At 41.2% G+C, this 19,288-nt stretch carries 16 protein-coding genes; 3 read left to right on the top strand and 13 right to left on the bottom strand.

The features are described 5' to 3' along the window. Positions 1-166: 166 nt before the first annotated feature. The 5 genes from purU to GUY17_RS14060 all read right to left on the bottom strand — a co-directional run bounded on the left by purU (position 167) and on the right by GUY17_RS14060 (position 4,769). A complete protein-coding gene (purU, locus tag GUY17_RS14040) occupies positions 167-1,039 on the bottom strand; it encodes a formyltetrahydrofolate deformylase (RefSeq protein ID WP_174839644.1) in 873 nt (290 codons plus the stop codon). 179 nt (positions 1,040-1,218) lie between these two features. Further along, positions 1,219-2,697, bottom strand: a complete 1,479-nt coding sequence (locus tag GUY17_RS14045; RefSeq protein WP_162023511.1) for a PTS transporter subunit EIIC — start codon at positions 2,695-2,697, stop codon at positions 1,219-1,221. Next, entirely contained in the window at positions 2,649-3,113 is a 465-nt protein-coding gene (locus tag GUY17_RS14050; RefSeq protein ID WP_101086625.1) for a flavodoxin, read from the bottom strand. The genes GUY17_RS14045 and GUY17_RS14050 overlap by 49 nt, the downstream gene beginning before the upstream one ends. A gap of 326 nt (positions 3,114-3,439) precedes the next feature. Continuing rightward, positions 3,440-4,246 (bottom strand): tRNA pseudouridine(65) synthase TruC, encoded by an 807-nt coding sequence (truC, locus tag GUY17_RS14055; protein WP_162024372.1) that lies wholly within the window; start codon positions 4,244-4,246, stop codon positions 3,440-3,442. A gap of 160 nt (positions 4,247-4,406) precedes the next feature. After that, positions 4,407-4,769, bottom strand: coding sequence for a YqcC family protein (locus GUY17_RS14060; RefSeq protein ID WP_101086623.1), 363 nt, complete (start codon positions 4,767-4,769; stop codon positions 4,407-4,409). Between the two features lie 48 nt (positions 4,770-4,817). Here GUY17_RS14060 and GUY17_RS14065 point away from each other — a divergent pair, with 48 nt between their 5' ends. Together GUY17_RS14065 and GUY17_RS14070 are read left to right on the top strand one after the other, a co-directional pair. Then, a complete protein-coding gene (locus GUY17_RS14065) occupies positions 4,818-5,831 on the top strand; it encodes a DUF3549 family protein (protein WP_162023512.1) in 1,014 nt (337 codons plus the stop codon). Continuing rightward, positions 5,828-6,214 carry a DUF3301 domain-containing protein gene (locus GUY17_RS14070; RefSeq protein WP_101086621.1) on the top strand — a complete coding sequence of 129 codons (387 nt, stop codon included), beginning with the start codon at positions 5,828-5,830 and terminating at the stop codon, positions 6,212-6,214. Before GUY17_RS14065 ends, GUY17_RS14070 begins: the two co-directional genes overlap by 4 nt. A gap of 83 nt (positions 6,215-6,297) precedes the next feature. Here GUY17_RS14070 and GUY17_RS14075 read toward each other — a convergent pair whose 3' ends face one another. The 7 genes from GUY17_RS14075 to GUY17_RS14105 form a co-directional block, all read right to left on the bottom strand. Then, positions 6,298-7,005, bottom strand: coding sequence for a hypothetical protein (locus GUY17_RS14075; RefSeq protein ID WP_101086620.1), 708 nt, complete (start codon positions 7,003-7,005; stop codon positions 6,298-6,300). An 862-nt stretch (positions 7,006-7,867) separates the two neighbouring features. Next, a complete protein-coding gene (locus GUY17_RS14080) occupies positions 7,868-8,914 on the bottom strand; it encodes an oxidoreductase (protein ID WP_162023513.1) in 1,047 nt (348 codons plus the stop codon). 569 nt (positions 8,915-9,483) lie between these two features. Then, positions 9,484-11,235 carry a PTS glucose transporter subunit IIBC gene (gene ptsG, locus GUY17_RS14085; RefSeq protein ID WP_162023514.1) on the bottom strand — a complete coding sequence of 584 codons (1,752 nt, stop codon included), beginning with the start codon at positions 11,233-11,235 and terminating at the stop codon, positions 9,484-9,486. Between the two features lie 37 nt (positions 11,236-11,272). Beyond that, positions 11,273-13,864: a phosphoenolpyruvate--protein phosphotransferase gene (ptsP, locus tag GUY17_RS14090; protein ID WP_217351054.1), complete on the bottom strand. Its 2,592-nt coding sequence runs from the start codon at positions 13,862-13,864 to the stop codon at positions 11,273-11,275. A 497-nt stretch (positions 13,865-14,361) separates the two neighbouring features. Next, on the bottom strand, positions 14,362-15,657 hold the full coding sequence (locus GUY17_RS14095; RefSeq protein ID WP_162023515.1) for a carbohydrate porin: 1,296 nt from the start codon (positions 15,655-15,657) through the stop codon (positions 14,362-14,364). Between the two features lie 734 nt (positions 15,658-16,391). Further along, the gene (locus GUY17_RS14100; protein WP_101086616.1) at positions 16,392-17,081 is read right to left on the bottom strand and encodes an LrgB family protein; all 690 of its coding nucleotides are present in this window, start codon (positions 17,079-17,081) and stop codon (positions 16,392-16,394) included. Positions 17,082-17,105: 24 nt separating this feature from the next. Further along, positions 17,106-17,543, bottom strand: a complete 438-nt coding sequence (locus GUY17_RS14105) for a CidA/LrgA family protein (RefSeq protein WP_162023516.1) — start codon at positions 17,541-17,543, stop codon at positions 17,106-17,108. A gap of 106 nt (positions 17,544-17,649) precedes the next feature. On the opposite strand from GUY17_RS14105, the gene GUY17_RS14110 reads away from it, so the two are divergent. Continuing rightward, positions 17,650-18,561 carry a LysR substrate-binding domain-containing protein gene (locus GUY17_RS14110; protein WP_162023517.1) on the top strand — a complete coding sequence of 304 codons (912 nt, stop codon included), beginning with the start codon at positions 17,650-17,652 and terminating at the stop codon, positions 18,559-18,561. Between the two features lie 186 nt (positions 18,562-18,747). Here GUY17_RS14110 and GUY17_RS14115 read toward each other — a convergent pair whose 3' ends face one another. Further along, positions 18,748-19,098: a hypothetical protein gene (locus GUY17_RS14115; RefSeq protein ID WP_162023518.1), complete on the bottom strand. Its 351-nt coding sequence runs from the start codon at positions 19,096-19,098 to the stop codon at positions 18,748-18,750. Positions 19,099-19,288 lie beyond the last annotated feature (190 nt).

Raw genomic sequence — 19,288 nt, forward strand, 5'->3', positions numbered from 1 at the left:
CCGTTTCTTACTTATACAGACTAAAAATATCAATTCCAATGGAATACAGCATAGCAAATTTCTAATAGATAAGTTGATACAGTAACTTACAGGAACCACTCATCTTTATTTATCTTTAAAGATAACACCATTTGATTTAACGTCAAATGATGTATATCTACCAACTTTAAAACACGACCGTTTTATTACCGTACACCACAACTTGTTCATTTAATACCAATTGCAGTGCTTTACTTAATACGCTTTTTTCAACGTCACGGCCATTATGGGCTAATTCTTCTGCGCTATAACTGTGATCAACTGAAATGACATCTTGTTTAATAATCGGCCCTTCGTCCAAGTGGTTGTTCACAAAGTGTGCTGTTGCACCAATAATTTTAACACCACGATCCCACGCTTGTTTATAAGGTGATGCGCCAATGAATGCGGGTAAAAAAGAATGATGAATATTAATAATTTTATCTGCAAATGCTGTTACAAACTCGGGTGTTAATACTCGCATATATTTAGCGAGTACAACAAAGTCAGGATCATAGGGTTTTATCACTTTAAGCATGGCTTGTTCATGCTCCTGACGGTTTAAACCTTCATGACTAACATAATGAAATGGAATATCAAACTTTTCAGTTAATGGCTGCAACACATCATAATTGCCTACCACAGCGGCAATCTCAACATCTAAACCGCCATAATAAGACTTCATCAAAATATCGCCTAAACAATGGGCTTCTTTTGTCACCATGATCACGATACGTTTTTTACCCATATCCACTAATTTCATGTGATTTTTAGCTGGCAATACTTCACGTAATTCATTCAGTAGGCGTTCATCATCAAACACCCCTTCAAGCTCCGCACGCATAAAAAAGCGGCCTTGAGTGTGGTCAACAAATTCGGTGTTTTTAATAATGTTTAATTGATGAGCAAAACATACGTTGGTGATTTTGGCTATCAACCCCTGAGCATCAGCACAATCGGTTATTAGCACTTTACGTTGTAAATTAGCTGGGGTAAAAATAGTTTTATCTTGATGGCTCACGCGTACAACTCCTCTTAAAATACTGTTTTACAGTGTGCCATTTAAAAAGATTTTTGGGTGATGTTTTTAATGATAAATTCTCATAAAAGAGAAATAATCTTGCTTTAAATACAAAACTCTCAAATATGTATGACAAGTTAAGCAACAACTATTATGGCTTAATGAAACAACCGTCCGAACTAACGCCGAGAATCTAAATATTTTTGCAGCAATTTACGTAATGTTTCAGCCTTAGTGCCATAAACAACTTGTACACCTTTGCCCATAACAACCACGCCTTTAGCTCCTAAACGCATTAGTCTAGCTTTATCGATTAAATTGGCTTGATTAACACTTATACGTAAGCGGGTTAAACAGGCATTAATCTCAACAATATTCTCGCGTCCGCCCAATGCAGAAATCATAGCCCGCAAGCTCTCTTTAGGCTCTGCAGGTAAATCACTTTGCTCGATTCGGCCAGGTGTTTTTAAATTGAACGCTAAAATACTGGCCCTAAAAATGGCATAATAGATTACTGTGGTAAGCGGGCCCAATATCCAAATCCAATGAGTATTAGCAGAGCGAGAAAACAATAAGGTGAAATCTACCAGCCCATGAGAGAACACGATGCTGTGATGAACTTCTAGTAAAATACACACGCTGTAAGCTATGCCCGTGAGTAATGCATGCACAATAAACAAAATTGGCGCGACAAACATAAAGGCAAATTCTATCGGCTCTGTCACCCCGGTTAACCAACTAGCTGTCGCCGCTGATAACATAATCCCCGCAACTCTGTTACGCTCGGATTTATCAGCACAACGCCAAATCGCTAATGCTGCCGCGGGTAAGCCCCACATTTTAATCAAATAGCCACCAGCAAGATTTCCCGCCAATGGATCGCCGGCCAAATAACGCGCCACCTCACCCCGAACCACTGTACCTTGATTAATGTACTGCCCTACTTCAAGATAAAATGGTGCATTCCAAATATGATGCAACCCTAGTGGAATTAATAAGCGTTCAACTGTTCCGTAAACCCCAAAAGCAATAGCGGGGTCTTGATATACTGCCCAATCAGAAAGGAGTTCAATAATATGCGACAAGGGTGGCCAAACATGCACAAGTAAATAAGCCAGTGCCATAGACAGGGGTATAGTAATTATTGGTGCACTGCGACGACCTTCGAAAAATGAAAAAATAGCAGGCAATTTAACATGTTGACTAAGATTGACAGCTAAACATGTCATCGCACCGACTAACATTCCGCCAGCGATACCAGTGTCAATCGTTTGCATGCCCCAGAGCGGTCGCGATACCAAGCCATAAATATTTGTTAGGGCACCCATCGTGGACAAAAACACCCCGAAACCAAATACAGCAGAAAATGCTGCAATGCCTTGATCTCGACAAAAACCAATCGCTACAGCAACACTAAACAGCAAAGGCATCATGGTAAAAACCAGATTGCCTACAGCAGAAAATACTGTATTTAATTCTGCAGGGATAAATGGCAACGGGTTAACCGTCAACCCTAACATCACCCCCGCAGCAGGTAAAATAGCAATAGGTATGAGCAGTGCTTGACTCAGGCGCTGTGCGAATTTAAACCATTGTTGCGTAAAAAAACTTACGCTACGTTTACCGATATGACGGCGTTGTGCCAAGTGGCTATCCATGTTTTAGCTTCTATTTCGGGTTCCATTGTTTCACAGGCATCAATTTCTAATCGTTCAGTCAGCGGCTTGGCACCCAACTCGGTTAACAACTCATCAAATTGTTTTATCGCCCCACAAAAAGTGTCATAGCTCGAATCGCCTAACCCAATTAGGCTGTATTGCAATAATGGTAAATACGGTGCACTGGATTTAAGTTCATTAAACCAAGGAGACATATCCTCGGGTATATCACCTTGCCCTGTGGTTGATGACACTACTATGAGTAGTTCATCTTGAGGTGGTATAAAACCAGACAATTCATTGGGTTGCCAAAGCTTAGTTGTAAACCCTAATGTTGCAATCGCTTTAGTCACTGTTTCGGCTGTAAATTGTGCGCTACCATAAACGGTACCAAAAACAACATTGACCTTTTTCATGGTATACTTTCCCCTTAAATGTAATACGATATAAAAGACCTTGAGTCTTAGTGACTTACCTTACTGTATTGTTTGAGTCTCTCGCAAGTGTCTTTATAAAGTAATTTAAATCGATATGGTCAACATCAGTTGCCCCAAATGAAATAGCGCAATAACGGAATCAAGACGATGCGACAAGTGAGCAGAAAGCGAAGACTAAAACTACAACATAAATTCGCCCACATTCGTCGTAACTATTATTTCCACATCGAACAAAAGCAGCACGAACCCATACCGCATATCCCCGAATTTGAAAAGCTTAAAGCCTTGCTTGCAGACCGAATGAATTAACTTAATAATATACTTGGCATTGAGGATAATTGATCATCATCCCAGCCAAATGCGTTAAAAACATTCAACCATTCAGCTTCTAACTCTGTTTCAATATGCATTGATTGCTGGGTTACCGGATGCACAAACTGCAGGCTTTTTGCAATCAACCACAAACGGTTAATACCGAAGTGTTCGCGAAAGAACTTATTTTGTTTACCATCACCATGGGTTGTATCACCAACAATTGGATGACGTAAATGTGCCATATGACGACGTAATTGATGCTTGCGGCCTGTATGAGGGCTTAATCTTACCAAACCGTAACGGCTGGAAGGATAACGACCAGAACTAAACGGTATTTCGGTATTCAATAATGGTTGATAATCCGTCACGGCTTCTTGTGCGGCTTTGTTGGGATCAACATGCTTATCGCCTAAATCATCAAATTCCTGTTTTAGGGCATAATCTAGCGTGCCAGACTCATGTATATTGCCACGTACAATCGCTAAGTAGTGTTTTTTGATACTGTGATCAGCAAATTGCTCACATAATGCCCGAGCCACTTCACTAGACTTGGCAAACAGCAATACTCCGGATGTTGGTCTATCTAGGCGGTGCACCGGAAAAACATGGCAGCCCACTAAATCACGAGTCATCTGCATCGCAAAAAAACGCTCTCTACGGGCTAAATAACTACGATGAACCAACAAACCAGCAGGCTTATGGATAGCAACTAGGTGCTCGTCTTCAAATAGAATGTCGATATGGGGAGGTTGTAAATCACTGTCTAATTCAGTATCTGCAGTAGAGGTCTCATCCATGTATTCTGAGCCTATTGGTTCACATAAGTCATCGTTATCTAATGAGTATTCAGCATCGTTATCTTTTAAGATCATTTGTTATCACTTTACTTATTTTGTATTGGCCAACTCAGTATTGGCTTAATTTTTTTGTTGGAATGTGGTGGTGTTTGTCATTCGCTTAACGCTGACTGAGCAAAGTATCAAATTGTTGTAATTGAGCAATCAGAACATCACCATAGTGCATACCTTGCCACACATGCTCGGCCATAGGCGCTAATGCCATATTGGTCGGTAAAGGTTGTCGTTGCGCAATAAGCTCGGTCATCTTTGGAATAAAAATAAACTGCAACCATTGCTCGAATGCCATTACATCACAGCAAAAAGGTGCAGTACTCGCCATAACAGATGCAGGAGGTGAGATATCAGACCATAGCTGAAATTCCTTAAGCAATTGTTCTAATTTAACTAAATAATTTTGGCTGGCTAAATAAAGCATAAAAATGAACGACAACATAAAGGCTAAGTCGGAGTATGATATCATTTAGCCCATTGAATACCCATCCAACTTCTTTGATTTAGTGACGACCCCATGACCGAGATAACCACCTTAAGCCAGTTTCTGACGACCGCAAATACACAATTCCAAATATACGATTTAGGTCGCCGAGTGCAACATATCGATATGTTAGCTTTTCAGCAAATTGATTCTTTACTGGCACCGTATCCTTATCCTATTCAAGGCCATGCACAGTTTGCTATCGTATTTTGGCAACAAGAACAATTACCTTATATTTGGTTTGTAAAGTTACCTCTAGATGAGCAAGGTTTATTATCACCTGCGCCTCGAACTCAGTTTATTAAAATGATTTTAGAAGCCCTAGGTCGTAATCCAACCCAAGCATTAACCGATGTACAGCAAGAACAATTAGCCAATCATCCTTTCAGCTTTAAGCCTAATCAGCACAAACTGGCGTTATTTAATGCATTGGTCAGACTTCAGCTTGATCAACCCGCATCGAGCCAATATGAATTTGCGGCACAGTATTTGTCTGGCCAAGCAGCGCAAAACACATGGCCACAACTGGGTTTACAAGGTTTAGCCGATATTTGCGTTCGCGCACATCAATTCAACCATCTTGATGACATTATAAATGCACTTGATAATGCACCTATTGAAGTGCAAGCCGCCCTTTGCCAATGCTTAGAACACATTAATATTGATAAACGCCTTGCAGAGTACTTATTTAATCAATTAGAACAAGCTGAAGACCATATAAAAGTAATGTATTTAGCGGCATTAGCATCTGATGTTCAATACAGTACGACAGCCATTAACCAGCTCAATGAACAACAACATTTAGACGACAACACGCTAATAACAATTGCAGCACGTAACTGGTTAGCGTTAAAAGATGATGCCACTCGTAAACACTATTTAGAAGCGCTAGCAAAACAGCCTCAGCACTTCTTTAATCAAGTATTTGCTGATATCGTGGCAATACCCAGCTTACGTTCTGGATTATTAGCCGACTTAAGGCATCCAGACAGAAGCGTTCAATTAGCAACCGCAATTGGCGGATTATTTAGAGCTACCAGCCTATGATGACTGATTTTTTATTAATTGTTGCTTTAGTTGTCGTTGCTGCTTTTTTTTGGCAACTTCGACAAATGGCAGAATTAAGCCGAACGATTACAGAGCAAGCCTGTAAAAAGCAAAACGTACAACTACTGGCTATTGCAATGGAATCAGCCCGTCCAAGTATTGGTGGCAGTACTGGCATTTGTTGGAAAGCAACATTCATGTTCGAGTTTAGCACCGATGGTATTAACCAATATCGCGGCCATATTTTAATGCATGGTAATCGAGCCAAAAAAATTGAATGGCCAATTTTCCCTGAACCAGAATGGATGGATGCACCAATGGCGAGCGGTAAATTTGGCAGTTGTGGCAGCAGTAAAAGCTGTGATTCTGGTAAATGCCACTAATATCATTATTTATTAGTCGATGTTGAATCAAAAAAAACGCTATTTTTCAAAAAAATAGCGTTTTTTATTGCCATAAAATGCAATTAAGTTTGTGGATTGTTGAGGATTTTATAATCGCTGTAGGTAACAGTTTGAACACTGTCGAGTGACTTAAAAATTGCCGCTGTACCCATTATAGTGGTTGATGTATGAGCTGGCATCACTAATCCCTCAAACACATCAAAACTTAACTCTAATTCAAATTTAGTTAACGTAACTGAAAACGCAGGATTTAACTCGTCAGTATTTTTGATGAGAATTTTACGTAAATGCTTGGATGTTTTATCCAAATAAAGCACGCCTGCTAATACGTTATTGTCTAGCTCATCAATATTGGGTGTAAACGTAAATGACATATTATTGTCATCCTCACCGACAAAAACCAATGTCGACAAATCAATTAAATCAGAAAACGCTAATTCATAGCTAGTTTCGTCTTTATCTTCATGCAGATCTTGTTGACGTTCTCGGTATTCAGTTAAGCGCTTTTTACCAGGAGTATCACCATTTTCAGACACCAAACTCCAACGTTCAGTTTCAGTTAAAGATGCATTGAATTGTTCAATACGTGTCATGTCTGGCATCACTGTTTGCTGTGAATACTGCCAAAGCACCTTGGTACCGTCATTATTACTATTAAGATCGCTGAACGCTTGCTCAACCCATTGTTGTTGTTCTTCGCTCACGGCTGCATTGGCGTTATAGCAAACGAATGAAAAACCTACCAATAGTGCAACTTTAAACCCTTTCATGCTATCTCCTTATACAATGGTGAGTTAGATGTTGTGTACTTAAATGAGGTACTCAAACCCTACACATAGGCACTTTACAATTGGACAACATATCACTACAAAGTTCCATAGCTCTGAAAAAACCAAAAGAAAGGCCGCGACAGTAACTGTCGCGGCCTCTTGATCTCTTGTTAAGCTTTCCAGCTATAAATGTGCTCCCTGCACCATCCATGCGTATCACTTGCTTCCTGCTCTATCCTTGTTCAATCCTTGATGTTCCTTGTACAATTAAGTACTTTCCATCTTACTCGATTATCCTTTTACCGAGCCTGCTCCATCCTGAGCGTGTCCTTATATCATCCATGAAATTCTTAACGTATCCTGTCGCAAATCATTTGCGTAGAATCTTGCATCCATTGCGCACTATCATCCTGATAATGTTATAAAACTCGCTTAATCCGCTATTGCGTCCATTGAGCAAGTTTAACGTTTCATCCTGAAACTCAATACCGTCCGTTATTTCCATATACTCATGGTCTTCCAAGACCTCTTTACTACCTTGTAATGTTCCCGTCCTAGGAACGAGATAAATAATAATTCATTTACCTCTACGTAAACAGGTACCTCTAAATGATTAAAATACCTCACAGATAACACAAAATTAAATAAACTTTACAATCAATAACTTAAATATTCAGGAGAAATATTAACCCGTAATAAGGTGATTCGGCTCACACACTTTGTGAGATATATCTCACAGAGTGTGTAGCAGAAAAGGTAAACAACAAGTTAACGATTTTTATATCCACTACACAACATAAGTTAATTTATAATCGAGCAAGTATTCTTGCTCGAAAATAATATAAAAATTTAGTGCGTATACTCAGAGATCAAACACTTTCAACTTACGACCTTCTTCAGCACTGGCAATGCCGAGTCCAATAAGTCTCATGACCAAAAGGGCCTGCTCTGCCGTTACTGGATTTGGGCTGCGAAGACAAATCGCATCGCGAATGCCTTCATAATATGCTTGGTAATTGCCTGGTGTCGTTATGATGTCTTGCTCGATAATCGCGTCTTTGTGTTTCAGCGATAATTTGCAAGAAAGTGGATCGTTTCCCCACCCCTGAGTTCCAGGCTGCTGACCTGACTTAAGCGCATTCTCCTGCGTATCAAGACCAAACTTAGTAAAGCTGCCACTAGTGCCATGCACGGTCATACGTGGGCCAGGGTTAGCAACCAATGCACTACCATGAAGAATTACCCGCATTTCGTCATATCCCAGCACGGCATGAAACCAGTCATCTGCGACTGCTCCATCACGTTGTTGAGCCAGGTCTAACCACATTGTATTTGGTGTACCAAACAACTGCAGTGCCTGATCGAGTAAATGCGATCCCAAGTCAAACCACAAACCTCCGCCTAGAGCAGCCGACTCACGCCAGCGCGTTTGAACTTCAGGCCTATAGCGGTCAAAGTGTGATTCAAAATGTGTCACACGGCCTAGTGAACCTTCGCGCAACACCTTCTGTAACGTCAAAAAATCGGAATCCCAACGGCGATTATGAAATACTGATAGCAGCCGATCATATTGATGAGCGAGTTTAATAAGCTCCTTACCTTCACTAGTAGTGAGAGTGAATGGCTTATCCAAAACTACGTGCTTACCGGCTGCTAGAGCCGCTGCCGCAAGAGGAAAATGCGTATCATTGGGAGTTGGAATAACCACCAAATCTATATCAGCGCAGGAAAATAACTCTTCGGGGGATGAGAACACAGCCAAATCAGGTTGGTCTATATGCACCTTTGCCGGATTGCTGGAGGATATTGCGGCGAGTTGTAGGCCCGATACAGCCTTAATCAATGGTGCATGAAACGTTTTTGCGGCATAGCCGTAACCAACGATGCCTATTTTGAGTATCTTTGTCATAAATTAATTCCTAGCATGAGCAACCAAAAATTTGATCATCGTCACTACCTATAAAAATTGCTCTATTTTGTAAATTCCGTTACATAACAATTTGCTGACCGAAGTGTTAATATTATAAAAATGAATCTGCCTTATTTATGTAAATGCATTTTTAACCTGTCGGAGTCACAATACCACTGCATAAATATTGTAGTTTGTAAAACTTCAGACTGGGGGGGTCTAGTGGTGTGAGGTATCGATAATTTAATGTTAGAACGTTGTCTTTATTACTGACACCCGGCAACTTACCAACAAGCTTACAAAGTCTTCAAACCATTTAAATCAATTTTTCAATAACTTACCCTCACCCGCTTCGGTGGGTTCATCGACATATTACTCATATAAACCTTGAGTATAAAATTATTAAAAAGCCCCATCATTTCTGATGAGGCTTATTCTGCTCTACGCTAATCGAACACTTTCCTAAAAAGCCTTTTCAAATTCAATTGTTGGCTATTCAACATGTGGTCAATACTGTCATCATATTTTAATACTCATACATCTGACTGCATCACCTCTCCTTAACAGCTTCAGTCGGCAAAAGTCTCATTTAACACGCTGGCTAGTCCTGTTGTATTCATACTAAAAATTAAATGAACCAAGTTCGGATTTAAAACCAACACAGCTTCAATGCCATGGGCTTGAAGGGCGGTACTGTCTAATAGACTGGCATCTTTCACTTCTAAGCGTAAACGATTATCAGCAATAGCACGACATGAACTCACGTCACCCAATAGTGGCAGGATGGCTTGAGCTTGCTCGCGATCCTTTGCTGAAATGTTAACCGTTGCTGTTGCTATTACAGGCGTGGGAGTCGCAGCAAGATAGCCACCTGACGCGAGCATTTCATCAATTTCGGTACGTGACACTTCGGCGATAGTCCCCACAATAGCTTGTACCGCACTTCCCGAAATCAACACGCCACTGGCGCCTAACTGCTTCAATCTAGCTTGATCCACTTTACTTGTATCGCGCACATCCATCCGTAAGCGGGTAATACAAGAATCCACATTGACTAGGTTCTCTGGTCCGCCGAAGGCTTCGATAAAGTTACGCGCTCTTTCTGTCCCTTCTGATGAGACTAGCTCTAATTCGACATCCATTCGGCCTGGCGTTTTCAAGTCGAACTTCAAAATTAAGAATCTAAACACCACGTAATACAGCGCCGCATAAATGAGACCTAACACCACCAGCAACCAGATTTTTTGCGAATGACCTGAAAGAACAAGAAAGTCGATCAAACCGTGTGAGAAAGAGGTTCCATGAACAACACCAAACATATTTACTAGCACATAAGCAAGACCAGCCATTAACGCATGTACTACATAAAGTAATGGTGCGGCAAATAAGAATGCAAACTCAATGGGTTCAGTAATTCCGGTTAAAAATGCGGTTAACGCTGCCGAAATCATGATACTACCGACCATGACACGATTTTCTGGGCGGGCAGTATGCCAAATCGCCATTGCAGCAGCAGGTAAACCAAACATTTTAAACAAATAGCCTCCCGCAAGTTGACCGAAGCCATTACCAGCAGCTCGACTCGCATCGTCTGCTTGCAAATAACACGTCAGTACGCCAGTTGCAGGTTTACCTAAACTGTCAACACAATTGCCCGCTTCGAAGAAGAAAGGTACGTTCCATACATGGTGTAAACCGGCTGGAATTAACGAACGCTCAACCACACCATAAATACCAAAAGCTAATGTTGGATTTTGATATGCCGCCCAATGGGAAAATGCAGCAATAGCATTGCCTATCGGAGGCCAAATGAACGATAAGATAACTCCCGCAAAGATCGCTCCAAAACCAGTAATAATAGGCACACTTCGTTTACCTGAGAAGAATCCAAGATATGAAGGTAATTGAATTTTAAAAAAACGGTTAAAGGTCGCTGCAGCAATAGCACCGGCAATCATACCGCCAAACACGCCCACATCAGTACCAGGTTCAAGTACGCCGATGGTTTTAACCATGATGGCATATCCCACTAAGGCCGCCATAGCAGCCACACCATCATTTTTAGCAAATCCTAACGCGATACCTATCGCGAATAGCAATCCCATATTGCTAAAAATGGCTTCGCCCGCTTGTACCATTAACACATTGACGATATCGGGGAGCACACTAAAACCTGCGCTCCCAACGCCTAATAAGATACCCGCCACGGGTAATACGGAAACCGGCAACATGACCGATTTGCCCACTTTTTGTAAAACCGAAAATGCGCCACTCATCATAGCCTTCTTCGGTTTAGCTGCTGTTATTGTTTTAGATGTCATAATACAACCTTAGAAATTTTAATAGATTACCAAGTGATCAACGTTTTTCAATATCGCCTTTAACGGCAAGTAACGTATTAGGATCTCGCATTAATGCTCGAACATCTTTGGCATCTGCACAGCTCATCGCTTTAGCAGCTATAAGCTGACACGCTTGCTGATTTAAATGACGCACTTGATGCTTCACTTCTGGAATTGAAGGCACACTCACAGACAGTTCATCAATACCTAAGCCGACCAAAATAGGCACAGCATCTTTTTCGCCGGCCAATCCACCACAAATGCCAGCCCATTTACCTTTGGCATGCGCGGCCTTAACCGTCATATCGATCAGGCGTAATACTGCAGGATGCAATCCATCAGCAATGGCGGCTAACTTAGGGTGTCCACGATCAATCGCTAAGGTATATTGAGTCAAATCATTAGTACCAATAGAGAAAAAGTCGACATGTTCAGCCAACACATCTGCCATCACGGCAGCCGATGGCACTTCAATCATGATGCCAATTTGGATCCCACTAATATCGATAGCCAATTTTTCGGCTTCTTCTTTTACAACTTGTTTGGCTAACTTAAGCTCAAACAAAGACGCTACCATCGGGAACATAATGCGTAAGTTGCCCGCCTCAGCCGCTTTTAATAGCGCGCGAACTTGTTGTCGTAATACTGCAGGCTTATCTAAACCGACACGGATACCACGTTCACCGAGGAATGGATTATCTTCTTTAGGCAAAGGTAAATAGGCTAACGGCTTATCTCCTCCTACATCTAACGTACGCACAACTAAAGGACGCTGTCCTAACGTTTGCAATACCGCACGATAGACTTGTTCCTGATCATCCTCTGAAGGTGCAACTGATTGGTCTTGATAAAGGAATTCAGAACGCAATAAACCAACCGCTTCGCCTCCCATTTCAACTAATTTTTGGGCATCACTGACTTTAGCGATATTACCGGCAATTTCAAATCGCACTCCATCTAAGGTAACGGCTGTCTCATCTTTGTGTGCTAAAGCCAAGGCTTTCTGCTGCTCAGCGGCATTTTTAATCACATCAAGTTGCGCCATTTCAGCTTCAGTTGGCGACAATAATAGATAACCTTTTGCTGTATCGAGTAACACCTCAGTACCGTGCAAGGTCATGATCTTAGCTTCAACACCAGCCATAGCAGCAATACCCATTGCTCTAGCTAAAATAGCACTGTGGCTCGATGCCCCTCCTAAAGTGGTGCAAATGCCTTTAACGAATGCGGGGTTTAGTTTGGCAGTATCTGAAGGGGTTAAATCTTTAGCGACTAAAATAGTATTTTCGGGGAGTTCAGCCGGAATAGTATCCTGAGACAATCCCGCCATAATGCGTGAAACCCGATTGCCAACGTCGATAAGGTCTGTGGCACGTCCTGCGAGTAATGGGTTTTCCATTCCAGCAAGTTTGTCCGCTTGGCGACAAATACTCTTACTCCAGGCATAAGGGGCCGACTTACCTTGCTGTAATTCAATAATACAGTCATCGTACAAATCAGGATCTGACATTAGCTCTTGGTGGGCCACAAAAATATCGGCTTTTTGCCCCATATCCTTGTTATGCAGCTCTTCAACCAGTTCGACTAAGGTTTGATTAGCCACCTTCATTGCATCGTCTAAAGTTTGCTGTTCAACCTGTGCATCGTCGGCAAAAGTGTCAAACTTAGGCACTTCAGCTTTAATCACGTATAAACGCCCTTTAACTTGACCGGGAGATGCCTCCACACCAATCAGCTGACGTGGATCTTGGCTCGTTTGTAGTAGTAGTGATAGTTCGGAAAAAGGATCGAAGTCGCTTTTAACGTTCTTAGTCACAAGTGAAGCATCGGCGCCCTCTTCACCTAAACCAGTGCTTATCGCCTCAGATAATGCTGCTATTGCCGCTTGCTGATCTTTACCTTTAGCGAGAATAACAATCTGCTCACCAAAAGCGATGTCTAACCCCATAAGACCAACCACACTTCGAGCATTTGCTTGCTTGCCTGCTTTATCAATCATCACGTCACAGTCAAATGCTTTAATCGCAGTGACAATGGCAGCAGCAGGCCGAGCATGAATACCGGTAGGATTAATAACCACTATTGGCGCAGAACTGACCATGTCATCTGACTTTGATACAGCACGAACTTCCGCTGATACCTCTGCACTAAATAACAGATCGCCCGCGTTGACAAATTGTTCAGTCGTTGGTGTTAATGTAATAATTCTGGTCATATCCGTGAGCAGTATGACGGTACGCAAACTTTTTACACCGCAACCCACTTTATCTAAATCCAGCTCAATCAGTGGCGTTTTAGCTTTTACAGCATCACCCACTTTCACTAATGCCTTAAATCCTTCGCCTTTCAATTTAACGGTATCGACACCTATATGAAGCAGAATTTCGATGCCAGTCGCCGTTAATAAAGTCACGGCATGCTTAGAAGGATGTATTTGAGTAACGGTGGCGTCACATGGGGCGTGAAGAATGTTTTCTGTAGGGTCTATCGCTAATCCATCACCCACCATCTTTTGGGAAAATGCGGCATCAGGAACCTGACTCAGTGGACAGCACACCCCCGTAAAAGGGGCCAGCAACTGAATTGTGGTTGAAGTTTTTTTATTCATTGGAACTCCGAATTAAACACTTAACTGCATAATATTAATGTTTTTTATTTTTTGCAGTGAAAATAGTAAAAATGAAAAGCTGCTGCTTACATGATTACTCACTACTCCCTTATCAATCTGACTATTAGCACAACTAAATGAACATTTTTAAGGAGACCAACGATTGCCACTCCTTAATGTGTAGGGACGACGATATTCTTTAGGTAAATATCACGGATAATCGCAGTAAATACCTTAGTGATCTGGCACTAATTTACCAAAGGTAAGATGTGATGTCCCAACCAGATCTCCGAGATATGATATTGGTAACAAAATTACTTAATTGTTACCAGTATCCCAAAACGTTAGCAATCCCCAGCGCAGATTGAAAACGTTACCTCTGTATTTAGCCTTGCGTTTATTCATCTATAATCGAATCTAAAACATCTACAATAACGGTTACTTATATTAGCGTTAATTTAAGCTGTTTTAGAGTGCATGTTGTATTTCAGCTTTAGTTAAAATGCAATATCACCTTTGAGAGTGACAACCCAAGCATCATTATTCTCACTGATAGCACCTGGATTATGTATGTACTGAATTTCAGGACGAATAGCAGAATACTTAGTCACTTGAAATTTGTAATAGCTAGCAATGACCGTCTCTGTTTCCTGGATAGGCATATAAAGTGCGTGATTGTCATTATAAAGCTGAGCGCTACCAGCTATGCTATCGTTCACATGTAGGTATTTAGCGGCTAAGCCCCATTTATCTATCGGACGAGCAGCAAATGGACCTTGATAATTCACCCCCAATGCTAATGATTTATCCACAGTAGTGATATCTTGATCGTTCAACGTCCCCATAAGGAACACACTAAGACCGCGGGCAGAATCACCATCTACAGCAGTAACCTGTTGCTCTGCGACAAAATAAGCGCCATCTTTACTGTCATGTTGACGTGCTTTGCCACCATCAATAATCAAGGGATTACCATCTTGATTGTAGTAAAGATCTTCACCTCCAACGGTATCATGCCAATAACCCAGTTTATAAGTACCTGGTAAGTCATTGAGGTTGGGCATCCAAGCAAGTTCTACAGGAATCGTCACTCCCAAAGTGCCATGAGGACTGCCTAAATTAAGATTTTGACTGTTTTTAAGCCAGCTTGGGTTCATTTGGTAAACCCCGGTCTTTACATACCATTCTGGCGCTAGCTTATACTTGACGACACCCGCCCATTGGCTTATAGGCCAGTTGTAAACCGTGGAATTAACATTACCGAATTGGGATCCACAGAATCCAAGATAGGCAAATTCACATTGGAAAGCACCAAATTCAGCGCCAACATTCATACGGCCTAACTTAATATTGAGGTCGCCACTAAGTAGTTTTTGCTCATAATAAAACTCAGAAATACGGGTCACTCTGCCGCGGCCAAACACTTCTATAGATTGCATTAACTGGCCGATTTCAGCTTTATCATTAATATTCTGGCTCTGCCCACCTCTATTGGTCAGTGACAAATGGAAGTTGGCATCGGACAAGTCTAATAATTTTTCGAGGTCGAAGTTAACACCAAGAACGGTTTGATCGGCATAACTAGTGGCATGATGTTGGCCACCTGTTAAGTTGCCTCCGGTTTCGAAGGTATAACCTAAGCTAACGTCGATACCGGCATTATGCATCTGGCTTCGGATACCACCAATATCACCGAACAAATAGTTATCCGCGGAGAAATTTTCGGCTTGTACTGAACTACTGCAAATAAGTAACAGTACTGAGGCTGTTATGAGAGAATTTATACTTTTCATTGAATACTTCTTTTAGTCAATTGGAAAGCGCATTGCATCGTCAAAAATAAATGCACTATTTGATGTAGCAAAATCGTTATTTTGTTTAAAAAAAATAGTAATTACAAAACGAGAATACAGTAATTAATTTACATACCAATCTGAATGTGTTGATTATGAGCGCGTGATCTCATGTTGAAAATTGCCACTGTTCTTTCAGACATGCTTGAATTTAGTTGGCTTTTAGTTTGCATAACAAACAATGTTTCTAACGCAATATAGATTCTAGTGGGAGCGCATAGATGAACAGGATTGCCAACGGATACGTTGGCAGAAAAACTCACTTGGAAGGAGTTACAGGTGCTAGTGAGGCTATACAGGCCGATGTGAGATGGAGTGATGGAGAGATGGAGTGTTTGCGGTTATGAGTACCACTTACAAAGAATAAAGCGCAACCTTACATCTGAGGCCATATCATCATGCCAAATATGTGGGTTTTATTGCTCTTATTGCGGACGATATTGATTGACTGATTAACCTGGGCAGTTAACTCACCAACATAGGTGATGAAAGCATCAATCCGAGTAGGTTTATCTATCGATTTGATTCGATTTTGAAGATGCTAATAACATCAACATTGCGCCATAATGTACATAAAATTGCATTCCAGCGCGGTGACGAGTGAGCAAGAACTCTATATTTCCATCGAAGGGAAAGTCTTTATCGCGTAACGATTTGTCGAAACAAATATGAGATTAATTAAACAGTAACGCAAATAAAGGCGCGGTTATCACCATGGCTATGCCAGTAAAAATCATGGTTAAACTTGCGACGACGCCTTCTTCTCGGCCAATTTGATTCGCTTTAGCGGCTCCTGCGCCATGGGCTGACGCGCCTAATGATATACCTCGTGCCAAGCTGCTTTTTATGTTGGCAGCTTTAAAAAGAGGATCGCAAATGAGCATTCCCATAATACCTGTCACTAACACTAACATTGCGGTTAATTCAGGGACGCCACCAAATGCGCTTGTTGCTTCAATAGCAAAGGGAGTTGAAACCGATCTTACAATGAGGCTTTTAGATAGTTCTGCCGGCATATGAGTGAAATGGAGAATCAACCATGATGAACCAACGCCTAAACATAACCCCACTAATACGCCTACACTTATGGTTAACGGATAACGTTTAATCAGAGCCCTTTCTCTATAAATTGGCACTGCAAAGGCAATAGTCGCAGGCGCTAATAACGCGGGTAGCCAATGGGTAAATTGAAAATAATCGACCAATGGAATTTGAAATATCACTACAGTCAACAAAATAATAGTAGGGGCTAAAATAATGGGGGCAAACCAAATGCGTTGCTGGCGTAAATACAAGCGCTTACTAAAATAATAACCGACCAACGTGAGTAATAAACACAATACACCTAATAACGAACTATTCATTGTTACACCCCATTATATTCAATTTTAAACAGCACGTAAGCGCTGAGATGTAATGCTGTTTAAACGTTGCTGACGTTCAAATTTAAATAGCTTATCGACAATAAACGCCGTACCCAATAACACACTCGTACTCGCCAATAACATACATACAATCAACTCTGCACCATAGCTTTCGAGTATTGACTGATATTTGGTAATAGCGACAACAGGAGGAATGAAAAATAATAGCAAGTCACCGATTAACCATGCTGAACCTTGGTTGACAATTTTTTCAGGCACCCAATGGCAAGACAATAAGATGAATAGAACACCTAACCCTATAACACTTCCTGGAATAATCGAATGAACACAGAGAGCTGCCCACTGGCATAACCATGCAAAAAAACATAGACCACCCACTTGGATGACTAAGGTTGTTTTACACTTTAAATAGGTGCGATGAGTATTCAGTAGAGATAACATTTGATTTCACACAATGGTTATTTAGTTGATATGCGGAGTTTACCCTTGCTTAATTGATAAAAAAAATGAATATTAATGATTGACTACATCACTTCTGGTTATGTTAATGGATCTTAAAACACTGCACTATTTCATAGAGGTTGTTAATGCTGGCGGTTTCGCTAAAGCATGTCACACAGCATTTGTGACTCAACCTGCCCTCTCAAAAGCAATACGCTTACTGGAAGAAGAGCTTGATATGATATTGCTAGAACGCGGAAAGCGTGGCTCGCAAATCAGGCTAACTGAAGCAGGGAAAGTAGTTTATCGCCATGCCTCAAAGTTAATGGAAGCCCGTCAACTGATGATGGCTGAACTGGATTGTTTACGTAATTTAAGTGGTGGTTCACTAAAATTAGGGCTAGCTCCATTAGGCAGTGCAGAGTTATTTGCCCCTGTGATAGCTCAATTTAGACAACAATATCCGAGTATTGAGCTGCAATTATTGGTGCGCGGCGGTATAGAGCAAACGGCAGCCTTACACAAAGATGAAATAGAACTTGCGACAGGGATTATTGATTTCGATGATGAGTTTTGTGGTATTCGTATTCGCAATGAGTCAATGGTGGTTGTATTACCCGCAGGCCATAAACTTGCGAGTAAAGAAACGTTACAGTTAAGTGAGCTTGATCAATTGGCCCAAGTGATGTTTGAGCCAGAATACGCCTTATATGAGCTAGTGCTTGAAGCTTGTGCCAAAGCGGGATTTAAACCCCAAAATATCACTCGAGTCAGTCATGCTGATTTTGGCATTGCACTAGTCGCGGCAGGCTCTGGAGTAATGATACTGCCAAAAATTATTGCTGAACGATACCGGGTCGAAGCGGTTGTGAATGTCCCCTTAGCCAGTGAAGATTTACGCTGGGAGTTATCATTGTTTTGGCGTAAACAGAAACATCTATCATTTGCGGCTCAAGCAATGATAAAGCTTATTAAGCAGCATTTAAGTCAGCTAGAAAATAAACCTAAAAACGAGTAAAGCAGCAGCGTTACGCATAATGTTTATCGAAAGCAACTAGCCAAGATTTTATCAACCGAAGAGTCAAAATAATTTAGATACAATTGCACCTAAGCCGGTAGCAGAGGTTGGTGTTGCTTTAGATGGGCTGTTATCTACCGTTAACGTATAGGTCCCCACAAAGTCATCAATGTAGCCAGGGGGCATTTATGCGTAAGAAGTAACAGTAGGTTCAACATGCAGCTCATTACTAGCAGACCAATAAGGCGATGTATGGTTAGGCATACCATTGGTTTCAATAACAATGTTCGTGCCACTGAGCAACACATTGACGTTGTTATCATCAAACTCATAGTACGCAGTATGTAAAATGCCACTGCCTAAATCTTCTGTTCCCGTATCAGTGTCAGTATCAGTTGAAGTATCGGTTGAACTGGTTGCATCTGCTACATCGGTGCTGTCTTCAGAACCGCCACAGCCAGTTAACCCCAAGGTTAACCCCAAGGTTAATGCTAAGGTGATGGCAAGAGTAAGCAAACTTAAAGGTGAAGAACTCATGTCATATCTCATAGGCGTAAATATAAGATAAAGCTTAACAATGAAATGTGTAGAAACTACGCAGAAATTATGAATAACCAGCAGTTTTGTATATACCAATGTTAATGAGGTTAAAAAGCCCTCCAATCGCCAAATTCGATAACAATAGCATTATCGGTGTAATCATATATTGTTTTTCTAGCCAATTAGT

The organism is Shewanella sp. Arc9-LZ (genome assembly GCF_010092445.1).
Lineage (GTDB): Bacteria > Pseudomonadota > Gammaproteobacteria > Enterobacterales > Shewanellaceae > Shewanella.